The organism is Paracoccus indicus, assembly GCF_003056335.1.
Lineage (GTDB): Bacteria > Pseudomonadota > Alphaproteobacteria > Rhodobacterales > Rhodobacteraceae > Paracoccus > Paracoccus indicus.
The window spans coordinates 1-11,546 of sequence record NZ_PYWA01000016.1 but is presented as its reverse complement, the minus strand read 5'-3'; the positions used below and the strand labels follow the sequence as shown (position 1 = coordinate 11,546).

General features: G+C 62.6%; 21 protein-coding genes, 1 tRNA gene, 2 pseudogenes and 1 riboswitch. Of the genes and pseudogenes, 14 read left to right on the top strand and 10 right to left on the bottom strand.

Translation table 11 applies throughout. From position 1 onward, the window contains the following. Positions 1 to 158, bottom strand: a pseudogene (locus tag DDE75_RS16860) (IS5/IS1182 family transposase); the annotation flags it as partial. A 142-nt stretch (positions 159 to 300) separates the two neighbouring features. On the opposite strand from DDE75_RS16860, the gene DDE75_RS17795 reads away from it, so the two are divergent. The 3 genes from DDE75_RS17795 (at position 301) to DDE75_RS16855 (ending at position 1,488) form a co-directional block, all read left to right on the top strand. Beyond that, positions 301 to 423 carry a hypothetical protein gene (locus DDE75_RS17795; protein ID WP_272482579.1) on the top strand — a complete coding sequence of 41 codons (123 nt, stop codon included), beginning with the start codon at positions 301 to 303 and terminating at the stop codon, positions 421 to 423. Between the two features lie 235 nt (positions 424 to 658). Further along, the gene (locus DDE75_RS17790; protein ID WP_272482578.1) at positions 659 to 1,021 is read left to right on the top strand and encodes a substrate-binding domain-containing protein; all 363 of its coding nucleotides are present in this window, start codon (positions 659 to 661) and stop codon (positions 1,019 to 1,021) included. Beyond that, positions 982 to 1,488 carry a substrate-binding domain-containing protein gene (locus DDE75_RS16855; protein ID WP_272482577.1) on the top strand — a complete coding sequence of 169 codons (507 nt, stop codon included), beginning with the start codon at positions 982 to 984 and terminating at the stop codon, positions 1,486 to 1,488. The genes DDE75_RS17790 and DDE75_RS16855 overlap by 40 nt, the downstream gene beginning before the upstream one ends. A gap of 388 nt (positions 1,489 to 1,876) precedes the next feature. On the opposite strand, the gene DDE75_RS16850 is transcribed toward DDE75_RS16855, so the two are convergent. Next, entirely contained in the window at positions 1,877 to 2,350 is a 474-nt protein-coding gene (locus DDE75_RS16850; protein ID WP_108503548.1) for a 6,7-dimethyl-8-ribityllumazine synthase, read from the bottom strand. A 74-nt stretch (positions 2,351 to 2,424) separates the two neighbouring features. Further along, positions 2,425 to 2,557: riboswitch (FMN riboswitch) on the bottom strand. Between the two features lie 52 nt (positions 2,558 to 2,609). Continuing rightward, positions 2,610 to 3,740 (bottom strand): tRNA guanosine(34) transglycosylase Tgt, encoded by a 1,131-nt coding sequence (gene tgt, locus DDE75_RS16845; RefSeq protein WP_108503550.1) that lies wholly within the window; start codon positions 3,738 to 3,740, stop codon positions 2,610 to 2,612. 125 nt (positions 3,741 to 3,865) lie between these two features. Between tgt and DDE75_RS16840 the strand changes: the two genes are divergently transcribed. The 4 genes from DDE75_RS16840 (at position 3,866) to DDE75_RS16825 (ending at position 5,599) form a co-directional block, all read left to right on the top strand. After that, a complete protein-coding gene (locus DDE75_RS16840) occupies positions 3,866 to 4,222 on the top strand; it encodes an SUF system Fe-S cluster assembly protein (protein ID WP_072297068.1) in 357 nt (118 codons plus the stop codon). A gap of 73 nt (positions 4,223 to 4,295) precedes the next feature. Further along, positions 4,296 to 4,667 (top strand): HesB/IscA family protein, encoded by a 372-nt coding sequence (locus tag DDE75_RS16835; RefSeq protein ID WP_108503549.1) that lies wholly within the window; start codon positions 4,296 to 4,298, stop codon positions 4,665 to 4,667. A gap of 64 nt (positions 4,668 to 4,731) precedes the next feature. Next, the gene (tpiA, locus tag DDE75_RS16830; protein ID WP_108503547.1) at positions 4,732 to 5,472 is read left to right on the top strand and encodes a triose-phosphate isomerase; all 741 of its coding nucleotides are present in this window, start codon (positions 4,732 to 4,734) and stop codon (positions 5,470 to 5,472) included. Positions 5,473 to 5,522: 50 nt separating this feature from the next. Next, positions 5,523 to 5,599: transfer RNA gene (locus DDE75_RS16825), tRNA-Arg, on the top strand. Between the two features lie 33 nt (positions 5,600 to 5,632). On the opposite strand, the gene DDE75_RS16820 is transcribed toward DDE75_RS16825, so the two are convergent. The 7 genes from DDE75_RS16820 to DDE75_RS16790 all read right to left on the bottom strand — a co-directional run bounded on the left by DDE75_RS16820 (position 5,633) and on the right by DDE75_RS16790 (position 8,304). After that, the gene (locus tag DDE75_RS16820; RefSeq protein ID WP_108503546.1) at positions 5,633 to 6,010 is read right to left on the bottom strand and encodes a tyrosine-type recombinase/integrase; all 378 of its coding nucleotides are present in this window, start codon (positions 6,008 to 6,010) and stop codon (positions 5,633 to 5,635) included. A 159-nt stretch (positions 6,011 to 6,169) separates the two neighbouring features. After that, complete coding sequence (locus DDE75_RS16815) at positions 6,170 to 6,610, bottom strand: hypothetical protein (protein WP_162799100.1); 441 nt, start codon at positions 6,608 to 6,610, stop codon at positions 6,170 to 6,172. A gap of 67 nt (positions 6,611 to 6,677) precedes the next feature. Next, complete coding sequence (locus DDE75_RS16810) at positions 6,678 to 6,902, bottom strand: DNA-binding protein (protein WP_245894787.1); 225 nt, start codon at positions 6,900 to 6,902, stop codon at positions 6,678 to 6,680. 260 nt (positions 6,903 to 7,162) lie between these two features. After that, positions 7,163 to 7,423 (bottom strand): hypothetical protein, encoded by a 261-nt coding sequence (locus tag DDE75_RS16805; RefSeq protein ID WP_108503543.1) that lies wholly within the window; start codon positions 7,421 to 7,423, stop codon positions 7,163 to 7,165. Between the two features lie 54 nt (positions 7,424 to 7,477). Next, on the bottom strand, positions 7,478 to 7,810 hold the full coding sequence (locus DDE75_RS16800) for a hypothetical protein (protein WP_108503542.1): 333 nt from the start codon (positions 7,808 to 7,810) through the stop codon (positions 7,478 to 7,480). Next, entirely contained in the window at positions 7,807 to 7,941 is a 135-nt protein-coding gene (locus tag DDE75_RS17785) for a hypothetical protein (RefSeq protein WP_272482576.1), read from the bottom strand. The genes DDE75_RS16800 and DDE75_RS17785 overlap by 4 nt, the downstream gene beginning before the upstream one ends. A 120-nt stretch (positions 7,942 to 8,061) precedes the next feature. Further along, positions 8,062 to 8,304 (bottom strand): hypothetical protein, encoded by a 243-nt coding sequence (locus DDE75_RS16790; RefSeq protein WP_108503540.1) that lies wholly within the window; start codon positions 8,302 to 8,304, stop codon positions 8,062 to 8,064. Between the two features lie 26 nt (positions 8,305 to 8,330). Between DDE75_RS16790 and DDE75_RS17405 the strand changes: the two genes are divergently transcribed. The 7 genes and pseudogenes from DDE75_RS17405 to DDE75_RS16765 all read left to right on the top strand — a co-directional run. After that, complete coding sequence (locus DDE75_RS17405) at positions 8,331 to 8,483, top strand: hypothetical protein (protein ID WP_162799099.1); 153 nt, start codon at positions 8,331 to 8,333, stop codon at positions 8,481 to 8,483. Positions 8,484 to 8,953: 470 nt separating this feature from the next. Then, complete coding sequence (locus tag DDE75_RS16785) at positions 8,954 to 9,295, top strand: hypothetical protein (protein WP_108503539.1); 342 nt, start codon at positions 8,954 to 8,956, stop codon at positions 9,293 to 9,295. Then, on the top strand, positions 9,292 to 9,519 hold the full coding sequence (locus tag DDE75_RS16780; protein WP_108503538.1) for a hypothetical protein: 228 nt from the start codon (positions 9,292 to 9,294) through the stop codon (positions 9,517 to 9,519). Before DDE75_RS16785 ends, DDE75_RS16780 begins: the two co-directional genes overlap by 4 nt. A 5-nt stretch (positions 9,520 to 9,524) precedes the next feature. Next, complete coding sequence (locus DDE75_RS17400) at positions 9,525 to 9,686, top strand: hypothetical protein (protein ID WP_162799098.1); 162 nt, start codon at positions 9,525 to 9,527, stop codon at positions 9,684 to 9,686. Further along, entirely contained in the window at positions 9,670 to 10,212 is a 543-nt protein-coding gene (locus DDE75_RS16775; protein WP_162799097.1) for a hypothetical protein, read from the top strand. The genes DDE75_RS17400 and DDE75_RS16775 overlap by 17 nt, the downstream gene beginning before the upstream one ends. A 256-nt stretch (positions 10,213 to 10,468) precedes the next feature. Next, a complete protein-coding gene (locus DDE75_RS16770) occupies positions 10,469 to 10,699 on the top strand; it encodes an N-acetylmuramoyl-L-alanine amidase (protein ID WP_108503536.1) in 231 nt (76 codons plus the stop codon). Positions 10,700 to 11,388: 689 nt separating this feature from the next. Beyond that, a pseudogene (locus DDE75_RS16765) lies at positions 11,389 to 11,546 on the top strand (IS5/IS1182 family transposase); the annotation flags it as partial.

Genomic DNA, 11,546 nt, shown 5'->3' with positions numbered 1-11,546 from the left:
CACGGCGATCCTGTCCGTGCAATCCAGCAAATTCCATCAAGAACAACGCGATGGTTGATTGGTTTGCGTCCATTCGGGGCGCGGATGGCCAAGATAAAACGCTCGTGAAACGCCTACTCTTCGTCCGGCATCAGGTCTCGTGCCAAGCTGGTCTCCATCGCAGATACCAGCTTGAATCATGATCAGCGCGCCCTGTGAATCCCTTTCGTCAACATGACCTAGTGATCCTGAACGGCGGCATCCACCTGTCGGCCGGGTCGATCCCGGCGCTATCGGGGGGCGTGGCGGGTGCTCAGAAGCATGGTCGAACTGAACAGCATAGGGTTCATCCTCTATCTGCTGGTCTGGGCGGTAGTCGTGCTGACCCAGTGCGTGGGCGCCACCTCAAGCGCGGTCAACGGCGTACCGATGAACTCTCTTTAATACGGCGGCGGCACCCGCCAAGGCTGACCCCGCCCCCTTCTCCGACCGCCGAAGAGACATGCGGTCGGAAAGATTGGCACTTTCTGCAAACAGTATTTGTCACAGAGAGAGTGGAGATGATGAAGATGACTTTCCGCATACTGACGGCCGATGTGACCACCGTTTCGCTGAGGGCAAGACCGGCCTGGGCCGAAGGGCTGATCACCGTGATCGTTAAAAACCCTGCAAAACCCTGTTGGTTCACCGAAGCGCGAGGTCACGAAAGGCCATCTCCAAGGATCTGGGCAACACCGCCAACTTGGCCGCCCATCGCAGCGATACCGAAAGCACGCTGATCGACACCGCCATCACCAATAAGTCGGTGGCGATCATGCTGCACCCGACCGATGCCAACGGTTCGGTCGGCGCCGTCCATAAGGCCGTCGACGCGGACATCCCGGTCTTTCTGGTCAATGCCGAGATTAACCAGAAGGGTCTGGCAAGGGCGCATCTGCTGTCGAACATCGCCCAAGGTACCACACTTGGCGAACAGGCTTTGGGTCTTGGCAATGGGCAAGGATGGCGGCACCTACGTCGAACTGTTCGGCGCGCCTTCTGACAACAATGTTTAGACACGGTCCAACGGCTATCAGACCGTCCTGTTCCCAGTACCACGAGTTCGTAAAGGACAGCCAAGAGATCGCTAACTGGGACCGCACTCAAGGCTATCAGCGCATGCAGTCGCTGATACAGGCGAACCCGAACATGAACGGCGTGATCTCCGGCAAAAACGAAATGGCACTGAATGCCATCGCCGCCCTGAAAGAAGCCGGCAAGCTGGATGGCGTCATCGTTGGTGGCTTCGATGGATCGCCCGATGCAGTCGAAGCCGTCAAGGCGGGTGAATTGGCCTATACCGTCCTGCAGCCCGTCGCCATCTTCGCCGAAGAGGCCGTGCGTCAGGCCGACAGCTTCATCAAAAACGGTGAAACCGGCGTCGATGCCGAAAAGCAGCCGCTTTACTGCCTGCTGATCACGCCTGACAGTGTCGACAACTGCAGCGCGCCTTTCATTCCGGACGAGTGAGACCACATCGGGGCGGGCCTGACCGCGCGCCCCCTACCCCGTCTGGAACTTATTGTTCATGGCGCTGTTTTTTAACATCAACAACGACCTGAACTGCCACTAGGGCGGTGGTCTTCGACAAATGGGCCGCGTCCTTCCCACGGTACGCAAGCGAGTAAGCCTGCCGTCGCCGCCATCGCCTTGGTTGCACCGCCTTTACCGGACGCGCTGTCGTAAGACGCAGGACGCACCGATCAGCGCTAGCAGTCACGGGTCAGCTGTCTGCCCGCGATCCGGACTGCATCGCGGGGATTTGCGGCGCGATCTTGGGGTGGGCCCCCGAACGCACCGCATCGGAACTGGACCAGTCACGGGCGATGCTGGCGTCCCCGCACCGCCCGAGGCTGGATCAGGCGGCCGTGGCCTGATCCAGGGCAGCCAGCTGCCCCTCGACGGCCAGAACCTGACGCACGGCCTCGGCGGCCTCGGCGCCCTTCTTGACGAAATGATCGGTGAAGAAGGCGGTGTGCAGCTCGGTTTCCTGATAGTTGTGCGGCGTCAGCGAGACCGAGAAACAGGGCACGCCGGTTTCCATGCCGGCCTGCATTAGGCCCGACACCACGGCCTGGGCCACGAAGTCATGGCGATATATGCCGCCATCGACGACCAGCGCCGCGGCGACGACGGCGTCGTATTTGCCGGTCTGGGCCAGCTTTTTGGCCAGAAGCGGCATCTCGAATGCGCCGGGGACGTCATAGGCGTCGATCTGGGCATTGGGGATCAGGCCTTCGGCGGCATCGACGAAACCGTCGTGGGCGCGGTCCACCACATCGGCGTGCCAGCGTGCCTTGATGAAGGCGATACGGGGGGATTGGTTGGTCATCTTATCAGGAACCTTACGTTGCTTGCGTCAGGTCCCAGAGCACGAGCCATGACGGACCCCGGGACAGGATCTGACACGGTTCTCTTCCATCCGGACTATACCGTCGGCCCCGGAATTTCACCGGATCTGCTGACCCCCTTCCATGGGAAGGGGCGCTCGCGGGCTGTCACCGCCGGTGGGGAATTTCACCCCGCCCTGAGAACATCCCGAACATAACGTCCCGTCTGCGCCGCGCAAGAGTGACGCGGCGCAAAATGCATCACAGCGGTTCGATATCGCCCTGCGCACGATCGGCGTGGAATTTTGCCACGAAAGCATCCAATGTGCCCGACGAAATGGCATCGCGCAGACCCGCCATCAGCTGCTGATAGTAGTGCAGGTTGTGCCAGGTCAGCAGCATGCCGCTGATCATCTCGCCCGAGCGGAAGACGTGGTGCAGATAGGCACGGGAATAGCCGGTGCAGGCCGGGCAGCCGCAGGTTTCGTCCAACGGGCGCGGATCGTCCTGGTGGCGGGCGTTCTTGATGTTGACCTGACCGCGATGCGTCCAAGCCTGACCCGTACGCCCCGAACGTGATGGCAGCACGCAATCCATCATGTCGATGCCGCGCTGCACGGCCCCCACGATGTCGTCGGGCTTGCCGACCCCCATCAGATAGCGGGGCTTGTCCTCGGGCAGGAAACCGGGGGCGTAATCCAGCACACCGAACATCGCCACCTGCCCCTCGCCCACGGCAAGGCCGCCGACCGCGTAGCCGTCGAAGCCGATGTCGGTCAGGGCCTTCGCGGATTCTTCGCGCAGGTCGCGGGTGACGCCGCCCTGCATGATGCCGAACAGCGCATGGCCCGGGCGGTCGCCGAAGGCATCGCGCGACCGCTGCGCCCACCGCATCGACAGGCGCATGGATTTCGCGACCTCATCCTCGGTCGCGGGCAGCGCGGGGCATTCGTCGAAGGCCATGACGATGTCGGACCCCAGCAGGCGCTGGATCTCCATGCTGCGTTCGGGGGTCAGGTGATGCTTGGAGCCGTCGACATGGCTTGAAAATGTCACGCCCTCTTCGGTCAGCTTGCGCAGGCCGGCCAGCGACATGACCTGAAAACCGCCCGAATCCGTCAGGATGGGTCGATCCCAGTTCATGAACCGGTGCAGCCCGCCAAGACGGGCCACGCGTTCGGCCCCGGGGCGCAGCATCAGGTGATAGGTGTTGCCCAGCAGGATGTCGGCGCCGGTTTCGCGCACCGATCCCGGCAGCATCGCCTTGACCGTCGCCGCCGTCCCCACCGGCATGAAGGCGGGCGTGCGGATTTCGCCGCGCGGCGTGTCGATGACGCCCGTGCGGGCCGCGCCATCAGTCGCGTGAAGGGTGAAAGAGATGCGTTTCGTCATCATGCTGCCTGTCGCTGGAACCGGACGTATCTAACCGCAGCGTCCTTTGGGCGCAATGCCGGGCCACCACTGGACCGCGGCCCTGGGGTGCCCTATATAATTGGTCGGAATTGAAGGATGATGTGATGACCGAACCCCTGATGGAAGGCGCGCCGCTGATCGCGCCCTCGACCACGGACCATCCGCTCTACGAGGCGATCGTGGAGGCGTGCAAGACGGTGTATGACCCGGAAATTCCGGTCAACATCTATGATCTGGGCCTGATCTACACGATCGAGGCGAACGAACAGAACGAGGTGCGCGTGACCATGACCCTGACCGCCCCCGGCTGCCCCGTCGCAGGCGAGATGCCCGGCTGGGTCGCCGATGCGATCGAACCCCTGCCCGGCGTCAAGCAGGTCGACGTCGAGATGACCTTCCAGCCGCAGTGGGGCATGGACATGATGTCCGACGAGGCGCGCCTGGAACTGGGCTTCATGTAAGCTTTCACGGCCTGCGGGGTTGAAGCACTGCAGGCCGGATGACTATCTTGAGGGTCAGGAAAAGGATCCCGCCATGTTCGCCATACCCGGCACCGCCCCCGTCACCATCACCCCCAAGGCCGCCGCGCAGATCGCGCGTCTGATGGCCGGCAAGGACGCCTATGGTCTGCGGATCGGGCTGAAGAAGGGCGGCTGCGCGGGCATGGAATACACCATGGAGCTGGCCGCGACCCCCGATGCCAACGAGGAGGTAATCGAACAGGACGGCGCCCGCGTCATCATCGCGCCCATGGCGCAGATGTTCCTTTTCGGCACCGAGATCGACTATGAGACCGGCCTGCTGGAATCCGGCTTCAAGTTCCGCAACCCCAATGTCACCGACGCCTGCGGCTGCGGCGAATCCGTCCGCTTCGAACCCTTGGAAGGCAGCCGCGCCCAAAGCTGATCCTTTCGATATTGCGCCTGCACCACGGCGTGTCTAGCCTTCCCGACAGGAGAAGGAGACACCTATGGCACCGCGCAAGATTGCCGCCGGCAATTGGAAGATGAATGGCGACCTGGCGGCATTGTCGCAACTGGACCAGATGGCAGAGGCAATGGACGGCGGCTGCGACGTCGTCATCTGTCCGCCCGCCCTGCTGATCCATCCGATGGCATCGAAGGCGGCCCCCGGCATTCAGATCGGCGGGCAGGATTGTCACGCCAAGACCAGCGGCGCCCATACCGGCGATCTGGCCGCTGTGCAGTTGAAAGACGCGGGCGCGACGCATGTGATCCTTGGCCATTCCGAACGCCGCGCCGATCATGGCGAAACTGATGCCGATGTCAGTGCCAAGGCCATTGCGGCGCATCAGGCCGGTCTGATCACCATCATCTGCGTGGGTGAAACCGAAGGCCAGCGCGACAGCGGCGATACGCTGCAGGTGATCTCGGGTCAGCTGGCAGGCTCGGTTCCCGATTGCGCGACCGCCGAAAACACCGTAATCGCCTATGAGCCTGTCTGGGCCATCGGTACCGGACGCACCCCCAATGACGACCAGATCGCCGAAGTCCATGCCTGCATCCGCGCCGACCTGTCCGACCGTTTCGACGACGGCGCACAGATGTCGCTGCTCTATGGCGGCAGCGTCAAGCCCGCCAATGCGGCCCAGATCTTCGCCCTGCCCCATGTGAACGGCGCCTTGGTCGGCGGAGCCAGCCTGAAGGCCGCGGACTTCACCCCGATCATTCAGGCCCTGTCCAAGGCATAAGGCATTTTCACCATTGCACCGCCTGATCCACATCGGTAATCAGGCGGCAGGCACCCGTAGCTCAGCTGGATAGAGCGCTGCCCTCCGAAGGCAGAGGCCACAGGTTCGAATCCTGTCGGGTGCACCACTTCTTCAAGCGCATATTGATATCAAACGGCTTTCAGGGCTGTTGTGGAAACTGAGCGATCTTGTTTCCACCTTTGCGTTCCCGCTTCGCCCCGAGAACACCCTTCTGGTCGGCCTGGCGCGTGTAGTGCGCGATCTCCGACAGGCTCGCGTGGCCGGTCCAGGCACCGATCTGGGACGCCGTCGCGCCAGCCTCAGCCAAAGCCGCGGCGCGTGCCTTTCGCAACCCGTGGGCGGTGCAGTCGCTGGGCAGGCCAGCTGACGACGCGGCCGCGCTCATCCACTGGGACAAGCCCTTAACGCTTCTCGGTTTGCCGGTCTGCGTGGTGATCCAGATCAGGCGATTGCGCGGCACCGACGCCATGGAGAGTGCCTGATCGGCCTCCATGGTCGAAGCCCAATCGGGCAGCATCGAGATCGGACAGGTCGCGGGGCTACCTGTCTTCACCTAGACGTAGGAAAGCCAGCCGTCGTCGTCGACGCGTTGCCAGCCAAGGCGGACCGCATCCACACAGCGGGCACCGATGCAGCAAATGACTTCAAAAGCGATCGTTTCCAGCGCACCAACGGGTCAATACTCTCTGAACTTGGAGAACTCGGCCCAGGTCCATTGGCGATGCGGCTTGACCTCTCCGCGCTGGGCCTTGATGCCTGCGGAAGGGTCGGCCGGGATCATCCCCTCTTCGACCGCGAATTTCAGAATGGAACGCCACGCCTTGAGGCAGTTCTGCGCTGCACCGGGTGTCAGGGCACGGATATCCTTGCGCAGATGTTCGGCGCGAAGATCCACGACAAGCGCCGCCCCCCTGTCGATGCTGATGCGATCAAGTGTCCGGCGCCAGACTGAACGGGTGCTGGCCGCCATCCGCTTATATTCTTGCGAAGCCAGATAAGCAGCGCAGAGGGCCGAAATCGATCCTTCCCGATGGCGAGGTTTTGGCTGTACCGCGCCAGCAGCGACATAGGCGGCGATGAAGTCAGGGTGATGCTCTGGAAGGTCGGGCAATGCCACCAGCTGGGAACCAACTCGGCGATACTTGTATGGTCGTCCGTCCTTCTTGGTGACGACCTTGTTTCGCTCAGTCCCCGAACACTACGTCGCATGAGTTTTCCCGATGTTCATCCTCGGAAGGCAAGTTCGAGGCGTATTGATCCAATGCAAGACGGTCGTAGAGGCGTTTGGAACCCAGCAGCTTGCGCGGAACGGGCAGACCACTCAGAGTGGAAGCGCTGACCACGAGGTAAGCGGCAGCCTGTGATGAGGGTAGCAATCTTGGCACGAAGGTCAGGTCAGCGCGTGCCATCACGCACTCCTTTTACTAGCGGTGCGCGCCGCCGCACCATACCGTCTGATATCAAAGGGGAATTTATCTTACCCCCTCCGCAGCCCACAAGCTGCCGGTGATGAAATCTGTGACGTCGGCAACGTGCACGAAGCTTGCCGCTGCACGCTTGTGGATCTTGATGTCACCGGCAGCCGCTCAACGATAGAGGGTGGCGCGATGGATCCCGAATAGCTCTTTCACCTGGGCGGGTCGGATGAAGATCGGTGCACCTGCAGTCATCAGCTTTCCTTTGCCACTCGGCGCTGGGCCTTCCGAGCCACGCGCACCGCATGATCCAGCTTTGCAACGGCCATCACCTCTGGCTTCAGATCGGCGGGCGCGTCGTCGTATTTCACGCTCTTCCAGCGGGCGTTCAGCCGGGGCAGCATGCCTTGGGGGGTCGCCTGCCAGTTGGTCTTGTCGTCGTTCAAACATTTCGGGACGTGCTCTTCGAGGATCGGACCGTTCTGCCGTTCCCACATATAGCGGTGCTTGGGCATGGGGCATGTCGCATAACCATTTCATGGGTTCGGTTCATCCACGATCTTCACAACCTAGCCATCTTTGCTATCGATGCGTTCATGCCCCGGCCCGCGATAGTTCGCGGGGCGGTTTCCGCGCTTGAAGGTGGTTGCCATGGTCCGTCCCCTGACCTCGGGCGACATCGGCTTGCCCTTGTTGTGGGACGCCTGCCCTTTCACGAACTGGCCGGTCCGACTGGTCATCAAGCCTTGCCGCTGGCAAAGCGCGGTCAGGTTTGCCTGTGAGACATCGTCTCGCTTCCAGAAGGCGCGGAACAGCTGATGCAGCTCTGCCCGGGGCAGATGCTTGCGCGCCTCGATCCAGACGAGCTCCTCCGGGTGGTAGTTTGTGGCGCGCCCCTTCATTCGGCCTTCCCCTCTATATCGGCAGCCCCACCACCGACCTTGGGCAGCATGGGCATGGCACTGCCATGTCCGGCCCAAAGCTTTGCTGCCTGCAGCTGCGTTCCGGCGTTGTTGATGATTTTGGCAGCCACCGCGGCGATGGCGTCGGCGCGCTTGGCCTCCTGATGGATTTGATCCGGGGTCAAACTTTCATCGCAGAGCCGTTCCAGGGCCGCAGAGCGGTAATTGTTCAGATCGCCCAGCTTTGTTCTTCATGCCTCGACCTCCGAACGTCCTGCCGACCGCTCACGTGCCTCGATGATGCGGCAGCCCTCGGCGCCGAGTTCACGGGCCGGCGGCATGTCGATCGGGTCCAAGCCGCAGTAGCGGTCGATCACGCCGACCATGGCGGCGGTGATCTCATTGCGCTCATCGGCGATAAGGCGGGCAAGAGTCCGGCAGCGGGTATGGGCAGCGTAGGTAGCGATGCGGGGCGAGAAGTCAGTAATGCTCATGCCGGCTTCCTTATCACGATAATGGGATGGTCCTTCAGCTTCTGATGCAGCGTCAGGTTCTCGGTCATCAGCCTGCCAAGGACCGCTGGGCAGGCCGGACGATCGGCAAGGATCGTCACAGCGCACCCGCGACCAAGCGGAGGTCCCAGGTGATCGCGCTGACCGTGCCGCCAACGTGAACCTCGGCGGTGCCAACGGTATTTCATGGGGAACTGCAATCCGCAGCTAACATCTGGCTGGCTTCCTACCGTTTGCAAATGAGGTTCTGTTGTAGAAACCCAACGACGAACGGTGTTGGAAATGTGACGGCAAACCTCAGCCCCGGCGTGTCGGCAGGCAATCGTGCGTATGAAATCGAATTTGTTTCGGGGTCGCCTTCCACGAATGGTCAGACCACTGGCGGCGCAATTCGCATCAGCATCAACGGACAGTTGCGAGGCGTCGCTGCGCATTCCTACCCTGAGTTCAGGACTTGCAACTTCGCGTCCGGTCAAAACCCTGATAGCGGAACGGGCTTGAGGGCATCTGTCTATGACACTCTGTCAATCATTCGCGGCAGAAACCACGATGCGAACCGCTTGGCCATCCGGGCGCGGCTGAACCAAGAATACCGGCAGGGGATGCCGGGCTCATCGACCTTCCGCAAGAGGTGTTCGCGATCCCCGAGGCGCAGCTTGACCCCTATGTCTGGGGCGCGGCACTGCTGGGCCATTTCTCGATCGGGATCTTCCTCACCGCCATCATCGGCGGGATCTGCGGCGCATGGCGCGGCGCGCCAATTGTGGCCCTGGCATATCCCGTCCTCTGGGAGGGTGGCCAGATGGTCCTTGCAGGATTGGGGCTTGCCGACAGCCTGGTCGATACCACGGCGGTCGCCTGCGGCGCGGCAGTCGCTGCCGGGGCCTGGCGCAACTGCGGCGCCGTCGTGGGGCTGGCGATGCTGATCCTGGCCATCATCGGTAGTACAGGCGTGACACGGAGGAGCCGATGAACCCCGAGAGCATCATCGAGGAGATGGGCGGCGGGCTTCCCGCCGTCGTCATCGTGGGTATGGGCTTCGTGGCCATCGCGCTCTGGCGTGAGATCCGGCGCCTGAACGGGGTCCGGATGGAGGACATGAAAGACGCCAACCGGGCGCATTCCGATCTGACGAAGGAAGTCGCGCGCACGCTGGACGACCTGGCGGAGAACATCCGCCAGGCGCGACGGGAGTGACGGCCATGTTCTGGTTCCGCCCCAAGCGCGAGACACGCCGCCAGGCCCGGCAGCGCGAGCTGGCCGAGATGGAGGACCGCAACCGCGAGGTTGCCAGCAAGGTGGATGATCTCGCCTGGCTGCTGGATGAACTGAAGGAAAGGAAGCGTGGTGACAACCATCCTTGAACTGTCGGCATGGGCTGGCGCGCTGATGCTGGCCACGACCATGGCGCTGGTCGCCCGCGGCTTCCTGCCCGTGGCGATGCGGGCCGACGGATCGCCCGTCTATCACCGCTCGGGCGGCGTGGTACTGATCGTCACCGCCTCGACACTGCGGGCGCATTATTGGGATGTTATGCCGCTGGCGCTGGATGCGATGCATGAGGGCAGCTGGTCGGACTGGCACGCCATGGTGGGGCGTCCAATTCCCAACTCCATTCTGGGCCTTCTGTTCATCTGTGGCGGCCGTCACCTGCTGGTGCTGTTCTGGCTGCTGATCCCCAATCACGCCCGAGAGCGGTACAGCTTCCTGACCGCCCCCCTTTTATCCCCCGCTCCGCCCCCATGTGCCGCGCCATCGTTGGCCTGCTGGTCCGCTGGCGGCGGTGACATAGCGCCGCCATCCCACCCCCTCCCGCCCCGCCATCACGCGGAGTTTCATGGGGGAACGATATGTCGAAAGACCCAATCCGGCCGATCTATACCGGACTGATTGGGCTTGACTATGACCTGGGCCGTAGGGGAGCCGACGGCTGGTTCGGCAAGGATACCAAGGCCAAGGCGCAGGCTTGGCTGTTAGTGAGTGGCGCACCCGCACCCACGCCACAAACCCCTGCCCCGCACCCGGCCGGCGGTGCGGTGATCCGCCAAGGCAGTGCCGGCCATCCCGTACACGAGATCATAGTCCACTGCAGTGCGACCAGCCCCGATTGGATGGCCGGCCAGCCGCTGGCCGGTAAGGTTACGAAATCCGCAGCTGGCACCGGGCCAAAGGCTGGCGCGAAATCGGCTATCACTGGGTCATCGACCGCAATGGCAAGGTTCTGGTGGGGCGTCCCGACGCCGAAACCGGCGCCCATGCGGTCGACCGCAACCCCGGCACCATCGGAATTTGCTTGCTGAATGGCTACGGCTCGGCCGCGACCGATCCCTTCGGCGCAGACTACACCCCGCAGCAGGACATGACCCTGTGCAGATGATCGATGCGATCGTATCACGCACCGTCACTAAGTGCATTAGCGGCTACAATCAATACGCCGCCAAGGCCTACCCACCCCTGCTTCAACGCTCCCAAATGGTTCGAAGAAAACCGATCAGGCTGACACGCATTACCCCCACGTTGGCGGCGCTGGCCGCACAACTGATAACAGCCCCCGTCGCAGCTCTTGCTGCCGAGGGTATTCCGCTGGTGGTCGACCACGGCATCACTTGGATGCCAAGCTCTTCGCCTCGACCGTGGCCGGCTTAATCGCCGCGGCGCTGACCAAGGCGCCCAACGCAGCGCTGGACGCCAAAGGCCCGCCACACCATCCAGACGACCATGGAGCGTGCCTCCCGCCTTGGGCCGGCATGGCTACTGGACCAAGCGGCCGACCTTCCGATCGGCTAGGGACTGAGCGCAGCCGCCCACGCGATGCTGCCCTACGTCGATGAACTCACCGGCAATGTGCTGTGGCGCTTCGGCCTCGATCGGTCGCAGGGCGCCCGGCAGCACCTACAGGACACGGCTCGCGCCGGGCCAACCATGCTTCTGAGCACCCGCCACGCCCCCCGATAGCGCCGGGATCGACCCGGCCGACAGGTGGATGCCGCCGTTCAGGATCACTAGGTCATGTTGACAAAAGGGTTTCACAGGGCGCGCTGATCATGATTCAAGCTGGTATCTGCGATGGAGACCAGCTTGGCACGAGACCTGATGCCGGACGAAGAGTAGGCGTTTCACGAGCGTTTTATCTTGGCCATCCGCGCCCCGAATGAACGCAAACCAATCAACCATCGCGTTGTTCTTGATGGAATTTGCTGGATTGCACGGACAGGATCGCCGTG